Origin of the sequence: Amycolatopsis sp. NPDC001319, assembly GCF_042896185.1 — a bacterium.
In the GTDB taxonomy this organism is placed as follows: domain Bacteria; phylum Actinomycetota; class Actinomycetes; order Mycobacteriales; family Pseudonocardiaceae; genus Amycolatopsis.
In genome coordinates, this window is record NZ_JBIAWY010000003.1 from 898,307 (window position 1) to 920,335 (window position 22,029).

Annotated in this window: 17 protein-coding genes; 12 read left to right on the top strand and 5 right to left on the bottom strand. The window is 70.8% G+C overall.

All coding sequences use genetic code 11. The features are described from left to right. Position 1 precedes the first annotated feature (1 nt). The 4 genes from ACFY1H_RS14900 (at position 2) to ACFY1H_RS14915 (ending at position 6,149) form a co-directional block, all read left to right on the top strand. Positions 2 to 610, top strand: coding sequence for a hypothetical protein (locus ACFY1H_RS14900; protein WP_366575045.1), 609 nt, complete (start codon positions 2 to 4; stop codon positions 608 to 610). A gap of 4 nt (positions 611 to 614) precedes the next feature. Then, complete coding sequence (locus tag ACFY1H_RS14905) at positions 615 to 1,613, top strand: C40 family peptidase (RefSeq protein ID WP_366575043.1); 999 nt, start codon at positions 615 to 617, stop codon at positions 1,611 to 1,613. Between the two features lie 3,942 nt (positions 1,614 to 5,555). Next, positions 5,556 to 5,927 carry a hypothetical protein gene (locus ACFY1H_RS14910; protein WP_386946833.1) on the top strand — a complete coding sequence of 124 codons (372 nt, stop codon included), beginning with the start codon at positions 5,556 to 5,558 and terminating at the stop codon, positions 5,925 to 5,927. Between the two features lie 24 nt (positions 5,928 to 5,951). Then, positions 5,952 to 6,149, top strand: a complete 198-nt coding sequence (locus ACFY1H_RS14915) for a hypothetical protein (protein ID WP_220246518.1) — start codon at positions 5,952 to 5,954, stop codon at positions 6,147 to 6,149. A 1,102-nt stretch (positions 6,150 to 7,251) separates the two neighbouring features. On the opposite strand, the gene ACFY1H_RS14920 is transcribed toward ACFY1H_RS14915, so the two are convergent. Beyond that, positions 7,252 to 8,214 (bottom strand): AAA family ATPase, encoded by a 963-nt coding sequence (locus tag ACFY1H_RS14920; RefSeq protein WP_366575042.1) that lies wholly within the window; start codon positions 8,212 to 8,214, stop codon positions 7,252 to 7,254. 126 nt (positions 8,215 to 8,340) lie between these two features. On the opposite strand from ACFY1H_RS14920, the gene ACFY1H_RS14925 reads away from it, so the two are divergent. Beyond that, positions 8,341 to 9,741, top strand: a complete 1,401-nt coding sequence (locus ACFY1H_RS14925) for an RNB domain-containing ribonuclease (RefSeq protein WP_366575916.1) — start codon at positions 8,341 to 8,343, stop codon at positions 9,739 to 9,741. Further along, positions 9,738 to 10,511 carry a helical backbone metal receptor gene (locus ACFY1H_RS14930; RefSeq protein WP_386946836.1) on the top strand — a complete coding sequence of 258 codons (774 nt, stop codon included), beginning with the start codon at positions 9,738 to 9,740 and terminating at the stop codon, positions 10,509 to 10,511. Before ACFY1H_RS14925 ends, ACFY1H_RS14930 begins: the two co-directional genes overlap by 4 nt. Here ACFY1H_RS14930 and ACFY1H_RS14935 read toward each other — a convergent pair. Together ACFY1H_RS14935 and gabT are read right to left on the bottom strand one after the other, a co-directional pair. Continuing rightward, entirely contained in the window at positions 10,500 to 11,927 is a 1,428-nt protein-coding gene (locus ACFY1H_RS14935) for an aldehyde dehydrogenase family protein (RefSeq protein WP_386946838.1), read from the bottom strand. The two genes, ACFY1H_RS14930 and ACFY1H_RS14935, sit on opposite strands and share 12 nt — an antisense overlap. Then, positions 11,924 to 13,276, bottom strand: coding sequence for a 4-aminobutyrate--2-oxoglutarate transaminase (gabT, locus tag ACFY1H_RS14940; protein WP_386946840.1), 1,353 nt, complete (start codon positions 13,274 to 13,276; stop codon positions 11,924 to 11,926). The genes ACFY1H_RS14935 and gabT overlap by 4 nt, the downstream gene beginning before the upstream one ends. A 106-nt stretch (positions 13,277 to 13,382) precedes the next feature. Here gabT and ACFY1H_RS14945 point away from each other — a divergent pair, with 106 nt between their 5' ends. Further along, positions 13,383 to 14,822 carry a PucR family transcriptional regulator gene (locus ACFY1H_RS14945; protein WP_386946842.1) on the top strand — a complete coding sequence of 480 codons (1,440 nt, stop codon included), beginning with the start codon at positions 13,383 to 13,385 and terminating at the stop codon, positions 14,820 to 14,822. Here the strand turns inward: ACFY1H_RS14945 and ACFY1H_RS14950 are convergent. Together ACFY1H_RS14950 and ACFY1H_RS14955 are read right to left on the bottom strand one after the other, a co-directional pair. Further along, on the bottom strand, positions 14,812 to 15,549 hold the full coding sequence (locus tag ACFY1H_RS14950) for a cache domain-containing protein (protein WP_366575032.1): 738 nt from the start codon (positions 15,547 to 15,549) through the stop codon (positions 14,812 to 14,814). The two genes, ACFY1H_RS14945 and ACFY1H_RS14950, sit on opposite strands and share 11 nt — an antisense overlap. A gap of 32 nt (positions 15,550 to 15,581) precedes the next feature. Then, the gene (locus ACFY1H_RS14955) at positions 15,582 to 16,325 is read right to left on the bottom strand and encodes an FCD domain-containing protein (RefSeq protein ID WP_366575030.1); all 744 of its coding nucleotides are present in this window, start codon (positions 16,323 to 16,325) and stop codon (positions 15,582 to 15,584) included. A gap of 114 nt (positions 16,326 to 16,439) precedes the next feature. Between ACFY1H_RS14955 and ACFY1H_RS14960 the strand changes: the two genes are divergently transcribed. The 5 genes from ACFY1H_RS14960 (at position 16,440) to ACFY1H_RS14980 (ending at position 22,025) form a co-directional block, all read left to right on the top strand. Then, positions 16,440 to 17,861 carry a gamma-aminobutyraldehyde dehydrogenase gene (locus ACFY1H_RS14960; protein ID WP_366575028.1) on the top strand — a complete coding sequence of 474 codons (1,422 nt, stop codon included), beginning with the start codon at positions 16,440 to 16,442 and terminating at the stop codon, positions 17,859 to 17,861. A 34-nt stretch (positions 17,862 to 17,895) separates the two neighbouring features. Then, complete coding sequence (locus ACFY1H_RS14965; RefSeq protein WP_386946844.1) at positions 17,896 to 18,972, top strand: ABC transporter ATP-binding protein; 1,077 nt, start codon at positions 17,896 to 17,898, stop codon at positions 18,970 to 18,972. A 25-nt stretch (positions 18,973 to 18,997) separates the two neighbouring features. Further along, complete coding sequence (locus tag ACFY1H_RS14970; RefSeq protein WP_366575024.1) at positions 18,998 to 20,206, top strand: ABC transporter substrate-binding protein; 1,209 nt, start codon at positions 18,998 to 19,000, stop codon at positions 20,204 to 20,206. A gap of 118 nt (positions 20,207 to 20,324) precedes the next feature. Further along, the gene (locus ACFY1H_RS14975; protein ID WP_386946845.1) at positions 20,325 to 21,206 is read left to right on the top strand and encodes an ABC transporter permease; all 882 of its coding nucleotides are present in this window, start codon (positions 20,325 to 20,327) and stop codon (positions 21,204 to 21,206) included. A 15-nt stretch (positions 21,207 to 21,221) separates the two neighbouring features. Continuing rightward, positions 21,222 to 22,025 (top strand): ABC transporter permease, encoded by an 804-nt coding sequence (locus ACFY1H_RS14980; protein WP_370643837.1) that lies wholly within the window; start codon positions 21,222 to 21,224, stop codon positions 22,023 to 22,025. Positions 22,026 to 22,029 lie beyond the last annotated feature (4 nt).

The following is a 22,029-nucleotide window of genomic DNA, read 5'->3' on the forward strand; positions in this document are numbered from 1 at the left end:
CGTGCCGATCCGCACCAACCGCGGCCGGACCGCGGTCTACCGCCGCCTGTGGGGCTACCCGCTCCGCTCGCCCCGGCACCTCGTGGGCACGCTCGTGTTCCTGGCGATCGTGGTCACCGCGCTCGGCATCGTGCTGCCGAAGGTGATGGGCAAGCCGGCCACCGCGACGCCGGGCGCGCCGGGCAGCACTTCGGTCGCCACGACCACGTCGCCGCCGCCGGGCCTCGCGGCACCCGTGCCGACCACCGCGACGCTCCCGACGCGGCTGTCGAGCCCACTGCTGACCCCGACGTCGGCGGCGCCGAACCCCGAGGCCATCAACGTCGCCAAGCAGTGGGCCACGGCGTGGGTCAACCACCCGGCGGGCATCACCAACGCCGACTGGCTCAACGGCATGCGCACCCTGACCACCGACGAGTTCCTGCCCCAGATGTCCACTGTGGACCCCGCGAACATCCCGGCCACGCGCGTGACCGGCGACGCGACGGTCCAGTCCTCCTACACCAGCTCCGTCGTAGTCCTCGTCCCCACTGACGGTCCGAAGCTGTCCATCACCGTGGTCAACACCGGCGCGGGGTGGCGGGTTTCGGACTACGACCAGGCGAGCTGACACGGTGAAGATCGCGATCCTCGTCGCGGTGCTGGTCGCTGCTGTCTTCGCGACGGTGCTCACCGCGAGCACCGTGACGAAAGTCGTGGTGGACCAGCAGGAAGCCGCCGCGGGCGGCATTCTCAACACCTCGTGCGACGCCGCGATCGGCCCCACGCAGCCCGGCCAGCCGGAGACCGGGGCGGCGCAGGCGCAGAACCTCGACAACGAGCAGCGCGGCATCGTCTCGCTCATCATCTCCATCGGCAAGCAGCGCAGCCTCGCCCCGCGCGCCTGGCAGGTGGCGATCCAGGCCGGCATGACGGAATCACACCTGCACAACCTGAACTACGGCGACCGCGACTCGCTCGGCATCTTCCAGATGCGCCCGTCGATGAACTGGGGCAGCGTCGCGCAGGTCACCGACCCGAACTACGCGATCAACAAGTTCTACGACGTGCTCCTCGCCGTGCCCGACTGGCAGAACAAACGCCCGGGTGACGCCGCGCAGGCCGTGGAGCGATCGGGTTTCCCCGACCGCTACCACAAGTGGGAAGCCATGGCTTCCGTGCTGATCGAGAACCTGGGCCAGGTCGTCGACGCGTCCGGCTGCGGCCAGGGCCTCGGCGCCGCGCTCCCGCCCAGCCAGGCGGCGGCGCAGGCCATCAAGTTCGCGCTGGGGGAGCAGGGCAAGCCCTACGTGTGGGGCGCGACCGGTCCCGACGCCTACGACTGCTCCGGCCTCATGCTGCGCGCCTACGAGTCGGCCGGCGTGATCCTGCCGCGCGTCTCCCAGGATCAGTACAAGGCCGGCGCGATGCTCCCGGTGCGCGAGGCGCAGCCCGGTGACCTGATCTTCCTCGCGACCGATCCGGCAGATCCGTCCACCATCCACCACGTGGCCATGTACCTGGGCGACGGCAAGATCGTCGAGGCCCAGCAGACGGGCGTCCCCGTGCACGTGCGCCCCTTCTCCTTCGACGAGGCCGAAGTGGTACCGCAGGCGGTGCGCCCCGGCGTCTAGCATGGAGTTCGGGAGTCACCGGCTCTTGACACGGACCGGGGTGACCGCTAAGGCGCTGGACCGGCGCCGCGGATTCACCCGAAGTCGCGGCCTGTCCACGAGCACGCGGCCGCGCGCTGGCAGAGGATGACACACGTGGCACGGAAATTCGGCAAACGAGGCAAGCCCGGCCAGGGCGAACCCCAGGACCCGGCGACGTTGTTCGGTGCGCCCCAGCCCCCGCGGCAGGCCGCGCACCCCGCGTCGAGCACCCCTCTGGCCGACCACCTGGCCCACGGCTGGCCCGGCGTCGACCCCGGGTACGTCGTGCTGCCGCGGTCCTTGGCCGAGGGCATGTCGCTGCCCTGGCAACAACAGATGGCGGCCCTGCTGGCCCAGTTCCACGCCGAACACGCCCAGCTCGCCTGGCCGATCTACCGCGTCGTCCCGTCGCGCTACGAAAAGCTCGTCGACCTCGACGAGGAACAACTGGCCGAGGCCGGCTACCTCGTCGAAATCGACACCGAAGGCGAGATGATCTACCGCGAACGCAGCGGCCGCAAGGTCGACGACCCCCTGAACACGACCGTCCTGGTGTCATGCCTGGACCCGATTCCCAAGCCCACGGCGCGCCCTGCCGCTCCCGCCCCCTCCCAGCCTCTGCGCGCGCCCGCACCCATGAACATCGGCCCGGCCCCGGTGTGGCGGACGGTGCCGCACCCAGGTGAGGGTGAGGTTCCGGGGGTTTCTGGTCCTGGTGCTGGTGTTCCGGGGGCTCCGGGGTTCGGCGCCACTGGGCCTGGCGCTCCGGGTCCTGCGTCAAACCCTGGCCAGAACCAGAACCAGAGCCACGGCTCGGGCTCTGGCGATCCTGGCGCTCAGGTTCCTGGCGCTCCGATTCCTGGTGGTCCGAACCCTGCTGCTCCCGACCCGGCGCAAGGCAGTCAGGGCCCTGTCGGCCCGGGCCCTGGCGCTGCTTCGGCTCCTGCTACCTCAAACCCTGGCCCAGTCCCGGCCGACCCTGTCTTCCAGACGCCAACCCCCGGACCATCGCACCTCGGTTTCAACCCGACTCCTCACACCGCACCGTCGCCCGAACCAGCCGGCTGGCAACACTCCGCCGCAGTTCACCCTGGCGGTTCAACCTTCGCGACCGGCGCCGTCGACCCGACCACAGCGACCTTCGACACGGGCTCTCCGGCCATCGGCGGCGGTCCGAACTTCGCCGGAGGACCCCCAGTCCCAACCGCGGCACCCGAGACTGCTCAGACACCGTCGGCGCCGGTGCCTGTCGTGCCTTCTCAAATCCCGGTCTCCACCCAACCGCAGTGGACCTCGGCTCCCCAGCCACCACCGGCTCCTCCGGCCCCCCAGCCGCCGATCGCCCAGACGCCCGAACCCGGCCTGCTCCCACCCGAGACCCCGCCCGCCTCGGAACCGGTCACGCACCCCGAGCCCCTTCAGCCGCCTCCTCCTGCGGAGCCCGAGCCCGTCCAGACGCTGGCTCCGCCTGCGGAGCCCGAGCCTGCGCAGACGCTATCCCCGTCGACGGAGCCCGAGCCTGCCCGGACTTCAACGCCCAACCTCGCCGACTCGCCTACCGGCGCCGTTCCTTCGGCGCCTCCGGCAACGACGCCCGCGCCCGCCCCGGCGCCCACCGCGGAAGCCCCGACGCCGACCCCAGACACTCGGCCGGCTCCTGCCGAGCCTCCAGCGAAGGCTGCGATCCCGGCCGATGCGCCGGCGACCGCGCCACCGGCGCCAGAACCAAACCCGGCCAGCAGTGCTCCCTCACTCGAGCCGACCTCCGCGGCCGGGTTGCCGGAACCCTCCGAGGCCCCCAACGCCGGCACACCGGACCTCGGCGAACCCGTAGCACAGATTCCCGAGCCAGCACAAGCCCCGGCGGGCTCTTCGCCGCAGCTGAATGCTGACCAACCGCCGCGACAGACCGAACAGCCGGAGCCAACACCGCCACCCGCACCTTCGGCCGAACACCCGCCATCGACTGATCAGCCGACGTCACCGGGGACGGAACCTTCCCCGCAGTCGCAAATCGCCCTCACCGAGCGGCAGCTGTCGGACCGGTCGTCGCATGCGGGCGAGCAGTCGCCGGCGCCACTGGCGACCGAGCCTTCGATGCGGACCCCTGCCGAGCAGGCAGAGCCGCAGCCGCTGGACCGATCGCCGCTGGTGGAGGAGCAGCCCCAGGCGTCTCCGGCGAACGAGGCGTCGCCTGATCAGGGGGCGGCCGAGGCCACCGAAAGCGGGCTGCAGTCTGCGATTGAGGAGGCTTCGCCGCAGGTTGAGGTGCCGCAGCAGGCTGAGGCGGCTTCTGTCGTTGCGGCGGGTCAAGCCGAAAGTGCTGAACCGCCCGCGCCGACTCCGCATGCCGAAGCATCCGAGCAACCGGCGGATGCGGAGGCCGACTCAACACCGGTGCCCTCCACGACTGAGCCGGAGCCGGCCGCAGCGGTCGGTCAGCCGATGTCACAGAGCGCGCCGCCGGAGCAGCAAGTTCCGAGCGCGGAGCATGAGCCGTCTGGTGCGAATGCAGGGTCGGCTGACCAGGAGATCGAGCGCCCGCAAGAGGAGTTCCCGCCGGCGCAGCAGGGCCCCGCACCGGCGCAGGTCCCTCGGGCTCAGCCTCCGGCTGCGCAGTCGGAGCACGTCGCTGGTCACCCGCACTACAGCGAGCCGGCAAGCGGCGGTGCGCCGGATGGCAGTGTGCTGCCACAGCAACCTTCGTCGCCTCAGCCGACCCAACCGGCGGCTGGTGCGCTGCAGCCGCCGAGCGAGGCAACGCCGCAGTGGACCGGCCAATCGAGCGCAGTGCAGCCGCACTCTGGCTGGGCCCAGCCTCAGACGGGAAGCGAACAGCAGCCGAGCGGTCAGTGGAGCCAGCCACAACCGGGCGGGCCTTTGCCGGGCGGTGCACAGCCGCAGTCTGCGGGCGCCGTCAGCGGGGCGCCCCAGCCGGGTGCGCCGCAGTCCGCTGGCGCGCAGCCCGATGCAGCCACGAGTGGATTGCCCCAGCCAGGCGGAGTGCAAGGCCCCGATGGGCAACCGCCGGCCGCCCCGGTCAGTGGCTCGCCCGAACTGGGTGCGCAATCGGCGGTTCCAGGAAGCGGCTTGCCACAGCCAGAGGGACACCAGCCGCCGGCCCCGGCGAGCGGCGTGCCGCAGCCGGGCGCACAGCCGGAGGTGATGCAACAAGCGGCTTCGGTCAACGGCTTGCCCCAGCCGAGCGGAGTGCAGGGACCTGGCGGGCAACAGCGGTCCGGCCCGGTGAGCGGTTCGCCGCAACCGGGCGCACAGCCGGAGGCGGCGCAGCCGGCCGGTCCGGTGAGTGGCGTGCCGCGGCCGGGCGCACAGCCGGAGGTGATGCAACAAGCGGCTCCGATCAACGGCTTGCCTCAGCCGAGCGGACTGCAAGGACCCGGCGGGCAGCCGCCGTCCGGCCCGGCGAGTGGCTTGCCGCAACCGGGTGCACAGCCGCAGGTGCCCCAACCGGCGCCCCCGGTGAGTGGCTTGCCCCAGCCGGGTGCCCAGCCGGAGGGACAGCAACCAGCGGCTCCAGTGAACGGCTTACCGCAACCGGGTACACAGCCCGATGGACAACAGCCGCCTTCCCCGGCGAGCGGCTTGCCGCAACCGGGTGCGCAGCCCGATGGACAACAGCCGCCTTCCCCGGCGAGCGGCTTGCCGCAACCGGGTGCGCAGCCCGATGGACAACAGCCGCCTTCCCCTGCGAGTGGCTTGCCGCAGCCTGGCTGGGGCCGGCAAGAACCGCGAGCCTCCTGGCCCGAGCTGCCCCAACCCCAAACACGGCCCGCGCTGGGCCCCGACGGTCGCCCCCTGCCGGTGTTCCCCGGTCACGAGACCGGGCCCGTGGCGCCGCCACCTGCGGCGGCGCGGGTGTATCGCGCCGCGCCGCCGGTGTTTCCCGGGAAGGAGCCCGTGGTGCCGGTGGTGCCGGAGGTGAGCCGGCCCGTTGAGGAGAAGCCGGGGTTGCCGCAGCCGTCGTCGATGGAGAGGAAGTTGGCGGGGCAGCAGGGGCAGGCGGCGGGCGCCCAGGTGAGGGAGGTGCCGCTGGGGTTCTCGGAGCAGACGGTCCAGGGGCAACAACCGAGCGCACCCCCACCCCACCCCGCCGACGACACCCCCACCCCACCCCGCGGCATCCCCCAGGTGCGCGGCTGGTTCGACCAGCACCCCGACAACCCCAGCACCGCACCGCAAACCGCCACGCCACCCAACAGCGACGACCCCGACGGCGGCGAGTTCGGCCCCACCGGCGACCCGACCGAGATCCCGTTCCGCTGGCGCAAGTGACCTGCCGGATGTCAGGCTGGACGCATGGCTGACGACCCCAACCCCGACCCCGGCTGGTACTACAACACCCGCACCCACGAGGTGGAACACCTGGAACGCAGCCGGAGCATCGACCTCCTCGGGCCCTACCCCGACGAGGCCACTGCCCGCCGCGCCCTCGACATCGCCCGCGAGCGCAACCGCCAGGCCGACGCCGCCGACCGCGAATGGGACGGCGACTGACCACCCGCCCCGCCCGGCCGGGTATATCCGGCCCGGCCCGCTGACGTCCGCCCGCGCTCTCCGGCGAGCCTGATCGAGGCCCGCGAAGGTCGGCGCGGCCCGACCAGGCCGATACGCCGCCGCGCAGGACAGGTCAGCTCAACGCAGACGGAATCGCAGCCGAGACCGGAGCGGTTAGCGCAGGCGCGACTTCGCCCCAACTGGCAGGTACGGGGGCAAGGCCAGCAGGGACGTCGGAACCGCCGCCGAAACCAGAGCTGATAGCGGAGTCGTCAGTTCGCCCGCCAGCAGAGGGCCTGGTCCGCCGGCGAAACAGGGGCTGATAGCGGAGTTGCCGGATCGCCCGCCCGGCACGCGCTTCCGGGGCGGGCCAGCAAAGGCGCCGGTCCGCCGGCGAAACAGGGGCTGATAGCGGAGTTGCCGGATCGCTCGCCCGGCACGCGCCTCTGGGGCGGGCCAGCAAAGGAGCCGGTCCGCGGGCGAAACAAGGGCTGATGGCGCAGTCGTCAGTTCGCTCCGGCCGCGACGTCGCAATCCTGGGCATGCCAGCAGGGCGGCCGCAATCGTCGGCGAAACAGGGGCTGATAGTGCAGTTGTCAGTCGGCCCGGCCTGCTCGTCGCCGCTCGGGGTCGCCGGCTCAATGTGCGGAGTCGCCGCCGAAACCGGCGCAACGGGGGCTACAGCAACCTCTGGCCGGCACTTTGCTGCCGTGTCCGGCTCAGCGCACTGACGCACAGCCGATGGACCGGCCCGAGACGTCGCCGCGCGAGTGCAGTCGCCAGGTCGACGCCGCCGACCGCGAATGGGACGGTGACCGACCACCAGCCGCGTCGGGCCAGGTCATCCGGCCTGGCCCGACGGATCCTGGGTCAGTCCGGCCCGCTGTCATCTGACCCGCGCTCTCCGGCGCGCCTGAGATCAGCCCGCGAAGGTTGGCGCAGGCCGACCCGGCCGACACCTCGCCTCCTAGAGACTGTGGCCAAAGCGAGGCATGGGCTGGTTGTCACAGTCCGGCCGGCATTTCGCGGACCGGCCCGGCCCGGACCGGGCCGCCGAGGCGTGACCGGCGTGCCGAGCCGGACACTCGCCGACCCCACAACCTCACAAAGACGTCGAAACCCCCGGCTCCAACACGAACTCGGGGTCCACCTGGGCCTCGAGGTCCTCGCCGGTGCGGCCGTTGGCCCAGGCGCGGGCGTTGCGCAGGTGGAAGTCCACCGCCTGGCGCTGGTAGCGGGACCAGTCGCGGGTGACGCCGTCGACCGTCGAGAGCATCGACGACAGCGTGCCCAGGTTGTGTGGTTCCAGTTCGCCGATGGGGCGCGAAGTGCCGCGCTCGCCGGCGCGGACGTGGCGCGACGACTCGAGCCAGCCCAGCAAAGCCGGGCCCAGCGAGGACTGCAGGAAGGCCACGTCCTCGGCGTCGGTCACCTTGTTGCCCACCGCCACCAGGTGCACGCCGAAGTCGCGCGCGTGGTCGGCGTACTGGCGGTACACGCCGACGCTGCGCAGGGTGGGCTCGCAGACCAGGAACGTCACGTCGAAGCGCGTGAACAGGCCGGACGCGAAGGCGTCGGCGCCGGCGGTCATGTCCATGACCACGTATTCGCCCGGGCCGTCGACCAGGTGGTTGAGCAGGAGTTCCGCGGCGCCGACCTTCGAGTGGTAGCACGCCACGCCGAGGTCGTCCTCGTCGAACTGGCCCGTGACGCCCAGGCGCACGTCGCCCAGGAACCGGAAGCACGCGTCGGTGACGGGGTTGTCCTCGAAGGGCGTGACCAGGCGCGATCCGCGGCCCGGCGGCGTGGTCTTGATCATCGCCGACGCGGAGGGGATCCGCGGGTTGTCGCCGCGCAGGTAGTCCTTGATGAGCGCCATGTTGTCGCCCAGCGTGGGCCACGCGAGCGCTTCCTCCTCGGTCGCGCCGAGGGCGACGGCGAGGTGCTGGTTGATGTCGGCGTCGATGGCCAGCACCGGTTTGCCGGCGTCGGCCAGGTACGAGACGAACAGCGACGACAGCGTGGTCTTCCCGCTGCCGCCCTTGCCGACGAACGCGATCTTCACGGCGAAACCCTTTCACAAAATGAAGATGGTTTTCATTACAGCACGGATCAACGTACACCCGCGCGGCTCGCGCCCGAACGGGCGATCGGCGGCCGTCGCGCGGGATACTGTTGTGTGGTGCCACTCGTGATCAGGACACCCGCGTCGGGAGGGGACTTCGGTCGGCTCCGGACGGAGTTCGCGTTGCCGGAGTCCTTCGGCCCCGAGGTGCTGGCCGAGGCGGAGGCCGCCGTGCTCTCCGCGCGCGCCGAGGGCCGCGAGGACGCCACGGACCTGCCGTTCGTGACGATCGACCCGCCCGGAGCCAAGGACCTCGACCAGGCGATGGTCGTCGAACGCACCGCGGGCGGCTTCCGCGTGCACTACGCCATCGCCGACCTTGCCGCGTTCGTCCCGCCCGGCGGCGCGCTCGACCACGAGGCCCGCCGCCGCGGCCAGACGCTCTACCTGCCCGACGGCAACGTCCCGCTCCACCCCACCGTCCTGTCCGAAGGCGCCGCGAGCCTGCTGCCCGGCGAGATCCGGGCGGCCGTGCTCTGGACCATCGACGTCGACGCCGCCGGCGAGCCCGTCGCCACCCGCGTGCGCCGCGCGCTGGTGCGTTCGACCGAGCAGCTCGACTACGAGAGCGTGCAGGCCTCGCTCGACGCCGGCACCCCGCACCCGTCCGTCGCCGCGCTGCCGGAGCTCGGCCGGCTGCGGCGCGAGCTGGCGGTGCAACGCGGGGCCGTGGAGCTGCAGCTGCCGGAGCAGGAGATCAGCGGCGACCCCGACGGTGGCTGGGCGCTGGCCCGCCGCCCGCGCACCGCCGTCGACGCGTGGAACGCCGAGATCTCGCTGCTCACCGGTATGGCCGCGGCGCAGATCATGATCGAAGCCCGGGTCGGTGTGCTGCGGACGCTCCCGCCGCCCGAGCCGGACGCCGTGGAGTGGCTGCGCCGCTCGGCCTCGGTCGTGGGCGTCGCGTGGCCGGCGGGGCTCGGGGTGTCGGAGTTCCTGTCCTCTTTGGACCCCGGACGGCCCTCGTCGATGGCCATCTTCGCCGACACCACCAGGCTTCTGCGCGGCGCGGGCTACACGTCCTTCGACGGATCCCTGCCCGCGCTGACGACCCACGCGGGCATCGGCGGCGCGTACGCCCACGTCACGGCGCCCATCCGTCGCCTGGTCGACCGCTTCGGCACGGAGGTCTGCCTCGCCGTCACCGCCGGGCGTGAGGTGCCGTCGTGGGTTCGCGACGCGCTCGCGGAGGTGCCACTGCAGATGTCCGCTTCGGACGGCCTCGCCGCCCGCGTCGAACGCGCCTGCATCGACCAGGTGGAGGCGTGGGTCCTGGCGGAACGCGTCGGGCGCGAGTTCACCGCCGTGGTGCTGCGCGCGGAGGAGACGCGCGCGGAGATCCTCGTGGAGGACCCGCCGGTGATGGCCAAGTGCACGGGCGAGAAGTTCCCCGAAGGTGAACGCATCGGCGTCCGCCTGACCGCGGTGGACGTCGACAAGCGGAAGGTGTCGTTCGAACGCGTATGAGCAACCTGGTCGACGACCTCGGCGAGCCGGTGCCCCTCGCCGGGCCGCCCGAGCGCGTGGTGTCCCTGGTCCCCTCCTTGACGGAGGCGGTCGAGGTGAGCGCCCCCGGTCGTCTGGTGGGTGCGACGGATTACTGCACGCATCCGTCCGATTTGGACGTTCCACGCGTCGGTGGGTCGAAGTACCCGAAGATCGACGACGTCCTCGCGCTCGAACCCGACCTGGTGCTGGCGAACTCGGAGGAGAACCGCCCCGAGGACGTGCAACGGTTGCGGGCCAACGGGATCCCGGTATTCGTCATGGAGGCGGCCGCTTCGGTGCCGGCCGCGCTGGGCTCTTTGCGGCGGCTCTTGACGCAGGTCTACGCCCTCGACGAGCCCGCGTGGCTGGTCACCGCCGAGGAACTCTGGCGCACGACGGCCCCGATCCGCTTCCGCGCCGTCATCCCGGTCTGGCGCAAGCCGTGGATCGTCCTGGGCCGCGACACCTTCGCCGGCGACGTCCTCCGCCGCGTCGGCGTGGCGAACGCGTACGCCGACGCCGACGACCGCTACCCGCGCCCGCCGCTGGAAGAGCTGCGAGCAGCCCGAGCCGACGTCGTGGTGCTGCCGGACGAACCGTACGAATTCACCACCGACGACGGCCCGGGCTTCTTCCCCGGCTTCCGTCCGCTGCTGGTCTCGGGCCGCCAACTGACCTGGTACGGCCCGTCCCTCGTCGAAGCCCACGCCGCCTTGACCGAGGCGATCGCGACTCGGTCAGAGCGTTAGTCCCGTCAACACGGTCACCCTTTCCTCCGTGAAGTCCGCCATCGCGGCGGCCGGGCCTTCGCGGCCGACGCCCGAGTCTTTGACGCCGCCGTAGGGCATCTGGTCGGCGCGGAAGCTGGGGACGTCGCCGACGAGGACGCCGCCGACCTTGAGGCGCGCGGAGACGTCGAACGCGGTGGGCAGGTCGCGCGTGAAGACGCCGGCCTGGAGGCCGAAGCGCGAGGCGTTGATGCGCGAGATGCCCTCGTCCACAGAGGACACCCGGATCAGCGAAACCACCGGCCCGAACACCTCCTCGGCCATGACCGAAGCGGATTCCGGGACGTCGGCGAGGACCGTCGGCTCCACCGTCGCGCCGGAACGGCCGCCGCCGGCCAGCAGGGAAGCGCCGGCGGAGACGGCGTCCGAAACCCACGAAGCAACGCGCGAAGCCGCGGCCTCGTTGATCAGCGGGCCGACATCCACCCCGTCCGACGCGGGGTCGCCGGTGCGCAAAGCCGCGACCTGCGCCAGAACCCGCGACTCCAGCTCGTCGTAAACATCGGTGTGCACGTAGACCCGCTGCACCGAGATGCACGACTGGCCCGCCTGGTACATCGAGAACGTTGCGATCCGCTGCGCCGCGAAGTCCAGGTCGGTCCAGTCCGGACAGACCAGCACGGCGCCATTGCCGCCGAGCTCCAGAGAAACGTGCTTTCGCGGCACACTGTCCCGAATGGACCAACCAACGGGAACCGAACCCGTGAACGAAACCACCGGCAGCCGCGGATCCTGCACCAGCGAAGCCGTTTCCTCGTTACCCAGCGGCAGGATCGACCAGCTCCCCGCCGGCAACGCGGTCTCCGCCAGGATCTCGCCCAGCAGCAACGACGTCAGCGGCGTCGCCGGCGCCGGCTTCAGCACGATCGGCGCGCCGACCGCGATGGCCGGCGCGACCTTGTGCGCCACCAGGTTCAGCGGGAAGTTGAACGGCGTGATGCCGAGTACCGGCCCGTGCGGCACGCGCCGCACCAAGGCCAGCCGGCCGGTGCCGCCCGGGTCGGTGTCGAGGCGCTGCAGCTCGCCCGAGAACCGGCGAGCCTCCTCGGCGGCCCAGCGGAACGTCGACACCGCGCGCCCCACCTCGCCGCGCGACCACTTCAACGGCTTGCCCGACTCGGCCGTGATGAGGCGCGCGATCTCGTCGGCCCGCTGACTCAACGAACGGGACACGTGGTCCAACGCGCCCGCGCGCACGTGCGCGGGCGTAGTGGCGAACTCATCGGCCACCGAAGCCGCCGCGGCCACCGCTTCCTCGACGTCCGACGCGGACGGCAGGTAGTGCGAACCGGCCTCGCTCCCGTCGTAGGAATGGCGGACGACCGCGGTCGAAGAACTCGTCACCGGCTTGCCGGCGACCCAGAACGGAACAGTCACTTGCGCACCTCCGTGCGGACCGCGTGCTCGAACACGGACAGGCCCTCGTCGAGCAGCTCGTTGGACAGGGAAAGCGGCGGCAGCAGCCGGATGACGTTGCCGTAGGTACCGCAGGTCAGCACCACCACACCGAGCGCGTGGCACACCGCCGCGACGCGCTTCGTCAGGTCGGCGTCCGGCTCGGAAGTACCGGCGCGAACGAACTCCGCAGCCAGCATCGCGCCCCGCCCGCGCACGTCGCCGATCACGCCCGTCTCGGCCGCCAGCGCGCGCAGCCGCGGCAGCACCACGGATTCCACCCGCTGCGCGGACGACGCCAGATCCGCGGACCGCATCGTCTCGATCGAACCCAGCGCCGCGGCACACGCGATCGGGTTGCCGCCGTAGGTCCCACCGAGCCCACCGGGCCCGACCGCGTCGAGCAGCTCCGCACGCCCGGTCACGGCCGAGAGCGGCAGCCCGGCCGCGATGCCCTTGGCCGTCGCGATCAGGTCCGGCACCACGCCCTCGCGCGACGACGCGAACCAGTCGCCCGTGCGGCAGAAGCCGGTCTGCACCTCGTCGGCCACGAGCACCACGCCGTTCGCGGTGCACCACTCGGAAAGCGCGGGCAGGAACCCGGGCGCCGGCTCGATGAACCCGCCCTCGCCCTGGATCGGCTCGATCACGACGGCCGCCACCTGGTCGCCGCCGATCTGCTTCTCGATCCGGTCGATCGCGATCCGCGCGGCCTCCGGGCCCGAAAGCCCGTCGCGGTACGGGTACGACCCCGGCACGCGGTACACCTCGGGCGCGAACGGCCCGAAGCCGTGCTTGTAGGGCACCGACTTCGCGGTCAACGCCATCGTCAGGTTCGTGCGCCCGTGGTACGCGTGGTCGAACACCACCACGGCCTGCCGCCCGGTCGCGGCGCGCGCGATCTTCACCGCGTTCTCCACGGCCTCCGCGCCGGAGTTGAACAGCACCGACTTCTTCGCGTGGTCACCCGGCGTCAGCTCCGCCAGCGCCTCGCACACCTCCACGTAACCCTCGTACGGCGTCACCATGAAACACGTGTGCGTGAACCAGCACGCCTGCTTGCGCACGCGGTCGACGACCTCGGGCGCGGAGTGGCCGACGTTCGTCACGGCGATGCCGGAGCCGAAGTCGATGAGCACGTTGCCGTCGGCGTCGGTGAGCAGGCCGCCGCCGGCCGACGTGATGTAGGCGGGCAGCGTCGAGCTCACCCCCGCCGCGACCGCGGCCGTCCGCCGCTCCTGCAGCGCGCGCGACGCCGGGCCGGGGATCTCGGTGCGCAACTGGCGCTGACGCGGCGCCGGGGCCACCAGGGTCTCGGTGGTCGTGGTCATGGGCTCAACTCCTGGGAAACGGGCTCGGTCACCTCCCAGGATGAGGTGGTAAGGCCGCGGCGTCTGCTGGCCAAGTTGTCCAGAAACGCGCGTAAACTTGGCCACTATGGCACTCACCCTGCGCGCGCTCGCCGAACAGCGGCCGCTCGCCCTTCGCGTGGTCGCGGGGGAGGCCGGGCTCGACCGCCCGATCGGCTGGGTGCACCCGACCGAGCTCACCGACCCGCACGCCTTCCTCGAAGGCGGCGAGCTCCTGCTCACCACCGGCCTGGCGCTGGACGACACGACGTCCGAGGCCTACGTCCGCCGCCTCGTCGAAGCGGGCACCGCCGGGCTCGGCTTCGGCGTCGGTCTGAGCCATGAGCACGTGCCGGCCACGTTGAAGGCGACCGCCGACGAGGTCGGCCTTCCGGTGCTCGAAGTGCCCCGCAAGACGCCCTTCATCGCGATCACCCGCGCCGTCTCCCGCGCGGTCGCCGCCGACGAGTACGCCGCGACCGTCCGCATCGGCCGCGCCCACCAGGAGCTCACCCGCACCGCCGTCGGGAAGACGGGTGCGGCCGGCGTCGTGCGCCGTCTCGCCCGGCTCGTCGACGGCTGGGTCGTGCTCTTCGACGCCGCCGGCCGCGTCCGAGAAGTCTCCTCCACGGCCGCTCGCGCACACGGGGAACAGCTCGACGTGAAGGACCTGCGCGCCGGCACGCGGGTCGTCACGCTGGGGGAGCAGGAGGTCGTGCTCCAGACCTTGCACACGCGCGGCACCCTCGCGGTCGGTACCGCCGAGCCACTCGACTCGACCGGTCGCCACATCGTGAACACCGCTGTCTCGCTGCTTTCCCTTGCCCTGGAACAGGATCGTGCTCAACGCGGCGCGCTGTCCCGGCTGCGCACCGGCTTGCTCGACCTGTTCACCGACGGCCAGGAAACCCTCGCGCTCGACGTGTTGCGCACCGTGCAGGGCGCGCCGCCGCAACCGTGGACCGTGCTCGCCGTCGCGGGCCCGCCCGCCGTGCGGACCGCCGTGTCCGACCGCCTGGAACCCATTGCGGCACAGGTGTTCTACGCCCACTCCGAGGCGCTCCTCGTCGCCGCGACCGACGACGCCGACCGCGTGCTCACCGTGGCCGCCGAAGTCGGCGGTTGCCACGTCGGCGTCGGCGACGCCACTGAGTTCCCGGCCGCCCTGCGCCAAGCCAAGCAGGCGGCCGAAACCGCACGCAGCCAGGGCATCCCGCTCCTGCGCTACGCCGACCACGCCGGCCGCGGACTGCTCAACCTCCTGGATCCCCTTGCCGCCCAAGCCTTCGCCCACGAGCTGCTGAACCCGCTGCGCACCCACGACGAGTCCGGCCGCGGCGAGCTGGAGGAGTCCCTGCGCTGCTGGCTGGAAAACCACGGCCACTGGGACCGCGCCGCCTCGCAGCTGCACATCCACCGCCACACCCTGCGCAACCGCATCACCAAGACCGCCGAGCTCCTCGGTCAGGACCTCGACTCACCCGGCACCAGGGCCGAACTCTGGCTGGCCCTGAACGTCACACGCTGACGAGCAACGCGATCGGCGAATCCCCGCACCGCCGCAACGTCGCGCCGCCCGACATCGTCTGCGGTTCCGCGCCCGAGGTCCACCACGCCGGCACGTCGACGTCGCGCACCAGCGAACCCGTCGCCTGCCGGACGCTGTTCGACACGATCACGCGCCCCTGCGCGTTGAGCAGCGCCGCGCGCCGGCCCAGCGACCGCAGCCGCCGGCTGACGGTGCGCTCGAACTCGCGCACGTAGACGTCCGCGCCCACCACGCCGGCAAACGCGCCGTCGCGGTACACGGGCAGCGTGAACGTGAGCGTGTACTCGTCGGTGCAGAGGTAGTCGACGTACGGCCCGTTGATGTGGCGCCGCCCGCTGTCGCGCGGCACGGTGAACCACGACTGGCGCGTGTAGTCGAGGAAGTTGGGGCTCTCCGGGTCGAGGCTGATGAACAGCTGCTCGGGCGTCTGGTCCGAACCGGTGGTGGTCCACCACTCGAAACCGAACTCCTGGTCCGACAACACGTGGGGCGCGCTCACGAACCCGGCGCCGATCACGAGGCCGCCGAGGGCCTCCAGCACCTGCGGCCGGATGCCGTGGAGCGTGCCGGAGCCGGCGCCGCCGGGCTCGGCCAGCAGCGTCTCGGCCGCGGCCAGCACGGGCTTGAGCCGCTCGAAGATCTCCTCGACCAGCGCGGATACCTGCGCGACGACCTCGTCGCCGGTCAACGTGCGGGTGTCGGTCACGATGCTCACCTCGATCGCGGGGTCATCGAAGCTTACGGCGTTTCGAGGCTTAAGTGCAGATCCACGAGCCGGTCGAGCGCGCTCAGGATGTGCTCCTCGGTCAGCTTGCGGGCCAGGTCGCCGTCGGCCGCCGCGATCGCGGTCACGATCGCGTGGTGCTCAGCGTAGGACTGGCGGCAGGTGTCCTCGCCGTCGAGGGGCACCCAGAGCAACCCGCCGTGTTCGCCCTGCAGTTGGACCTCCTGGTTGGTGAGCCGCGGCGACTGCGCGGCGGCCGCGATCTCGAGGTGGAAGTGCCGCTCGGCGCGGGTCGCTTCGGGACCGGTCGTGCCGAGGAGGTCTTCGCTGGTCAGACGCAGTCTTTCCAGGTCTTCGGGCGAGCTGCGCTCCGACGCGAGCTTGGCCGCCGACCCGGCCACGGCGAGGTAGTGGTCGCCGAAGTCGCGCAGATCCGCGAGCGAGACGAGCCGCAGGCGCTGGGCCCACGAGCTCGGTGCCGGCCACGCGGGCGTGCGCACGAAACTGCCGCCGCCGCGGCCGCGCCTGGTCTCGACCAGCCCCTGCTGCCGCAGCACGGCGAGCGCTTCCCGGACCGTCACGGTGGACACGCGGAACTGAGCGGCGAGCTCGACCTCGCTCGGCAGCTGCTCGGCGTCGTCGAGCAGACCCAGGGTGATGGCGTCGAGCAGCCGGGCCGCGACCGCCTCGGCGCGGCCGAGCTGGTCCAGCGGAGCGAACATCGCCAGTCGTGCGCTGTTCGACATCTCCTTGCGCATCGTGGGTCCACCCGTCTCGGCGTGCGATTGGGGCCAATAGTGCCCCAGGACCTTGTCATGTGAAATATGGAGTTATATGTTTCACCCTGCCACGGAGAGTCAGGAGGCGCACGCGTGCAGGAACTGAAGCACTACGTCGGCGGGAAATTCGTCGACTCGCTGTCAGGGAAGGTTCTCGAGATCGTCGACCCGGTCACGGGGCGCGCGTACTGCACCGCGCCGGTGGCGGGCGCCGAGGACGTCGACCGCGCCCTCAAGACCGCGGCCGAAGCGTTCGAGAGCTGGAAAGAGACCACGCCGGCCCAGCGCCAGCTCGCACTGCTGAAGATCGCCGACGCCGTGGAGGCCCGCGGCGAGGAGCTCATCGCCGTGGAGTCGCGCAACACCGGCAAGCCGGTGGCGCTCACGATGTCCGAAGAGCTGCCGATGATCGTCGACCAGCTGCGCTTCTTCGCCGGCGCCGCGCGCGTGCTCGAAGGCCGTGCGGCCGGCGAGTACATGGAAGGCCACACGTCCTTCATCCGCCGTGAGCCCGTGGGTGTCTGCGCGCAGGTGACGCCGTGGAACTACCCGCTGCTCATGGCGATCTGGAAGATCGCGCCGGCGCTCGCCGCGGGCAACACCGTGGTGCTCAAGCCGTCGGACACCACGCCGGCGTCCACGCTGCTGCTGGCCGAGATCTGCGGCGAGTTCCTGCCGCCGGGCGTGTTCAACGTCGTGACCGGCGATCGCGACTCCGGCCGTGCGCTGGTGGAGCACCCGATCCCCGCGATGGTGTCGATCACCGGCTCCGTGCGCGCCGGCATCGAGGTCGCGGGCGCCGCGGCCCGCGACGTCAAGCGCGTGCACCTCGAGCTGGGCGGCAAGGCGCCCGTGATCGTCTTCGAGGACGCCGACCTCGAGGCCGCCGCCGAGACCATCGCGATGGCGGGTTACTTCAACGCCGGCCAGGACTGCACCGCCGCCACCCGCGTGCTGGTGTCCGACGACGTGCACGACACCTTCGTCGCCGCCCTCTCGCGCCAGGCCGAGGCCAACAAGACCGGCAAGCCCGACGACGACACCGTCGCCTTCGGCCCGCTCAACAACGCCGCGCAGCTGGAGAAGGTGTCGGGTTTCATCGACCGCCTGCCCGGCCACGCCACCGTCCACTGTGGAGGGCGGCGCGCCGGCGACGAGGGGTTCTTCTACGAGGCCACCGTGGTCTCCGGCGTCACGCAGGACGACGAGATCACCCAGAACGAGGTCTTCGGCCCGGTCATCACCGTGCAGCGCTTCTCTGACGAAGCCGACGCGGTGAAGGCGGCCAACGGCGTGCCCTACGGCCTCGCGTCCTCGATCTGGACCAAGGACCACCAGCGCGCCATGCGCGTGTCCGCCAAGCTCGACTTCGGCTGCGTGTGGATCAACACCCACATCCCGCTCGTCGCCGAGATGCCCCACGGCGGGTTCAAGAAGTCGGGTTACGGCAAGGATCTCTCGCTGTACGGCCTCGAGGACTACACCCGCGTCAAGCACGTGATGAGCGCGCTGTAGGTACCAGGTGACGAGATCCACGGGAAGGCCCGCCATGCCCCACCAAGCCCCGACGACCGCCCGCCGGCCCGAACGGCCGCGGGCCGGCGGTGAGCCGGCGATCCGGCTCACCGGGCTGCAGAAGCACTTCGACAAGGTCCGCGCCGTCGACGGCGTCGACCTCGACATCCCGCCCGGTGAGTTCTTCTCCATGCTCGGCCCGTCGGGCTCGGGGAAGACCACGGTGCTGCGCATGATCGCCGGTTTCGAGCTGCCCACCGCGGGCACCATCGAGCTGGCCGGCCGGGAGGTCAGCCAGCTCGCGCCGTTCGAGCGCGACGTGAACACCGTGTTCCAGGACTACGCGCTCTTCCCGCACATGTCCGTGCGGCAGAACGTGGAGTACGGCCTCAAGGTCAAGCGGGTCGGCAAGGCCGAGCGCCGGCAACGCGCCGCGGAAGCCCTCGAGACCGTGCGCCTCGGGGAGTACGGCGACCGCAAGCCTTCGCAGCTCTCGGGTGGTCAGCGCCAGCGCGTCGCTCTCGCGCGGGCGCTGGTGAACCGCCCGAAGGTGCTGCTGCTCGACGAACCGCTGGGAGCGCTCGACCTCAAGCTGCGGCAGGCGATGCAGATCGAGCTCAAGCAGATCCAGCGCGAGGTCGGGATCACCTTCGTGTTCGTGACGCACGACCAGGACGAGGCGCTGACCATGAGCGACCGCATCGCGGTGTTCAACGCCGGGCGGATCGAACAGGTCGGCACCCCGGTGGAGGTGTACGAGAGACCGGCGAGCGCGTTCGTCGCCGGCTTCGTCGGCACGTCCAACCTGCTCAGCGGGCGTGGGGCCGAAGCGGTGATCGGCAAGCCCGGCGTGTACAGCATCCGGCCGGAGAAAATCCGCATCGATGCTGATCTTGCGTCACCGGCCGGTCCGGGCGAGACTTCGGCGACCGGAATCGTCACGGATGTCGTATACGCCGGATCCACAGTGCGCTACGCTGTCGCGCTCGATGCGGGGGGTCAGTTGTCCGTGGTCCGCCAGAACACCAGTGAACCGACCGAGTTCGCCGACGGCCGGGTCCGCCTGCGGTGGCGCCACGAACACAGTTTCCGGGTCCCCGAAGCCGGCTAGTTCTCACGGGAAGGTTTCTCTCGACATGAAGAACAGGAAGACGCTGCTCGCGGGTCTGTGCGGCGTGAGCCTGCTGCTCGCGGCCTGCGGGACGTCGGGCTCCGACTCGAGCGCGGGGTCCGCGCCGGGCGCCCAGGGGTTCACCCCGCCCAAGCTGGCCGCACTCACCCAGCTGGGCCAGCCGGAAGGCCAGCTGAACGTGCTCGCGTGGCCCGGTTACGCCGAAAACGGCGCCACCGACCCGAACGTCAACTGGGTCAAGCCGTTCGAGGACCAGACCGGCTGCAAGGTCAACGTCAAGGCGTTCGGCACGTCCGACGAGGCCGTGACGCTGATGAAGACGGGCCAGTACGACGTGGTGTCCGCCTCGGGCGACGCCTCGCTGCGCCTGGTCGCCTCGGGTGACGTCGAGCCGGTCAACACCGCGCTCGTGCCGAACTACAACGACGTCTACCCGTTCCTGAAGAACAAGCCGTGGAACAGCGTCAACAACGTCGCCTACGGCATCCCGCACGGCTGGGGCGCGAACGTGCTCACCTGGCGCACCGACAAGGTGAGCCCGGAGCCGACGTCGTGGTCGCCGATGTTCGACGTGAACTCGCCCTACAAGGGCAAGATCATCGCCTACGACTCGCCGATCTACATCGCCGACGCCGCGCTGTACCTCATGGCGCACCAGCCCGACCTCGGCATCAAGAACCCGTACGCCCTGGACGACAAGCAGTTCAACGCGGCGGTGGACCTGCTGAAGAAGCAGCGGCCGAACGTCAGCGAGTACTGGGCGGACTACCTCAAGGAAACGCAGTCGCTCAAGAACGCGGACGCCGTGATCGGCACCGCGTGGCAGGTCACGGTGAACCTGGCCAAGAGCGAGGGTGCTCCGCTGGGCGCGACCGTGCCGAGCGAAGGTGCCACCGGCTGGTCGGACACCTGGATGGTGGCCACGAAGTCGCAGCACAAGACGTGCGCGTACAAGTGGATGGACTACATCATCAGCCCGAAGGTGAACGCCCAGGTCGCCGAGTACTTCGGTGAGGCACCGGCCAACTCCAAGGCCTGCGCCGAGTTCACCGACAAGTCGCTGTGCGACACCTACCACGCCAACGACGCGGCCTACGCCGCCAAGATCCAGTACTGGACCACGCCGATTCCGCAGTGCCTCGACGGCCGCACGGACGTCAAGTGCAAGGACTACGGCGACTGGACCCGTGCCTGGACCGAGATCAAGGGTTGACGTGTTCACGGGTGCCTTCACCGCACCCGTGAGATCTCCCCGGTAGCTCCGGGGGCGGCGGGCACCCTCCCCCCTCGTCCGCCGCCCCCGGACCCCCTTTCCCGAAGGTGTCTTCCTCATGACCGCCGTGAGCCCGCCGAGCCGCCGCGCTTCGGCTTTCTTCTTCCGCAAACCCAAGCTGCGCCTGGGCATCCTGCTCACGGCCCCGCTGCTGTGGCTCGGCCTGGCCTACCTCGGTGCGCTCGCCGCCCTGTTCATCACGGCCTTCTGGACCACCGACGTGTTCACCGGCCAGGTGGTCACGGACTGGTCGTTCGACAACTTCGTCACCCTCTTCACCGACTCGGTCTACCGCACGATCACGCTGCGGACCGTCGGAATCGCACTGCTGGTCACGGTGATCGACGCGGTCATCGCGTTCCCGATGGCCTTCGCGATGGCCAAGCTCGCTTCCCCTAAGGCGCAACGGATCCTCGTGATCGCCGTGATGACGCCGCTGTGGGCGAGCTACCTGGTGAAGGCCTACGCGTGGCGCACCCTGCTTTCCGGCAACGGTGCGATCAGCTGGCTGCTGAGCCCGTTCGGCCTCTCCGGCCCCGGCTACGGCGTCGCGGCCACCGTGATCACGCTGTCCTACCTGTGGCTGCCGTACATGATCCTGCCGATCTACGCGGGTCTCGAGCGGCTGCCGGACTCCCTTGTGGACGCTTCGGGCGACCTCGGCGCGAAGTCGTTCCGCACGTTCCGCTCGGTGATCCTGCCGCTCGCCTTCCCGGCGATCGTGGCCGGCTCGATCTTCACGTTCTCGTTGTCACTGGGCGACTACATCGCCGTGAAGATCGTGGGCGGCACGTCGCAGATGCTCGGCAACGTCGTCTACGACAACATCGGCGCGGCCAACAACCTGCCGTTCGCGGCGACCGTGGCCATCGTGCCGGTCGTGATCATGCTCGTGTACTTGGCCGTCGTGCGTCGCACCGGCGCGCTGAACAACCTCTAGGAGACCGCCGTGCGCATGTCGAAGACCGGCCGGGTGGTGCTGTGGACGGCACTCGGGGTCGGGTTCGCGGTGATCTACTTCCCGCTTCTGGTGGTGCTGCTCAACTCCGTGAACTCGGACACCACGTTCGGCTGGCCGCCGAAGAGCTTCACCCTCGAGTGGTGGGGCCGCGCGGTCACCAACGCCGGCGCGCTGCACGCCTTGTGGACCAGCATCGAGGCCGGGGTGGCGGCCACGGCGATCGCGCTCGTGCTCGGCACGATGGCCGCGTTCGCCCTGCAGCGCTACCGGTTCTTCGGCCGGGACTCGATCTCGCTGCTGATCATCCTGCCGATCGCGCTGCCCGGCATCGTCACCGGCATCGCGCTGAACAACGCGTTCCGCACGATCCTCGGCATCGACCTCGGCCTGCTCACGGCGATCATCGCCCACGCGACCTTCTGCATCGTCGTGGTGTTCAACAACGTCGTCGCCCGCCTGCGGCGCATGGGCGGCAACCTCGAGGAAGCGTCGATGGACCTCGGCGCCGACGGCATCACCACGTTCCGGTTGGTGACGTTCCCGATGCTGCGCTCGGCACTGCTGGCGGGTGGTCTGCTGGCGTTCGCGCTGTCGTTCGACGAGATCATCGTGACGACGTTCACGCTCGGCACCGGCATGGAGACCTTGCCGATCTGGATCTACGACAACCTGTTCCGCCCCAACCAGGCCCCGGTGGTCAACGTGGTGGCGGCGGTGCTGATCATCGTCTCGACGGTGCCGGTGTACTTCGCGCAGAAGCTCTCCGGCGGCGACAGTTCTTCGGGTGGCCGGATCTAGGGGT

Excerpts from the sequence above, each read along its gene's own strand:
- gabT (WP_386946840.1), bottom strand. The coding sequence starts at position 13,276 with ATGACCACGACCACCGAGACCCTGGTGGCCCCGGCGCCGCGTCAGCGC.
- ACFY1H_RS14980 (WP_370643837.1), top strand. The coding sequence starts at position 21,222 with ATGTCGAAGACCGGCCGGGTGGTGCTGTGGACGGCACTCGGGGTCGGG.
- ACFY1H_RS14965 (WP_386946844.1), top strand. The coding sequence starts at position 17,896 with ATGCCCCACCAAGCCCCGACGACCGCCCGCCGGCCCGAACGGCCGCGG.
- ACFY1H_RS14970 (WP_366575024.1), top strand. The coding sequence starts at position 18,998 with ATGAAGAACAGGAAGACGCTGCTCGCGGGTCTGTGCGGCGTGAGCCTG.
- ACFY1H_RS14975 (WP_386946845.1), top strand. The coding sequence starts at position 20,325 with ATGACCGCCGTGAGCCCGCCGAGCCGCCGCGCTTCGGCTTTCTTCTTC.
- ACFY1H_RS14915 (WP_220246518.1), top strand. The coding sequence starts at position 5,952 with ATGGCTGACGACCCCAACCCCGACCCCGGCTGGTACTACAACACCCGC.
- ACFY1H_RS14930 (WP_386946836.1), top strand. The coding sequence starts at position 9,738 with ATGAGCAACCTGGTCGACGACCTCGGCGAGCCGGTGCCCCTCGCCGGG.
- ACFY1H_RS14955 (WP_366575030.1), bottom strand. The coding sequence starts at position 16,325 with ATGCGCAAGGAGATGTCGAACAGCGCACGACTGGCGATGTTCGCTCCG.
- ACFY1H_RS14945 (WP_386946842.1), top strand. The coding sequence starts at position 13,383 with ATGGCACTCACCCTGCGCGCGCTCGCCGAACAGCGGCCGCTCGCCCTT.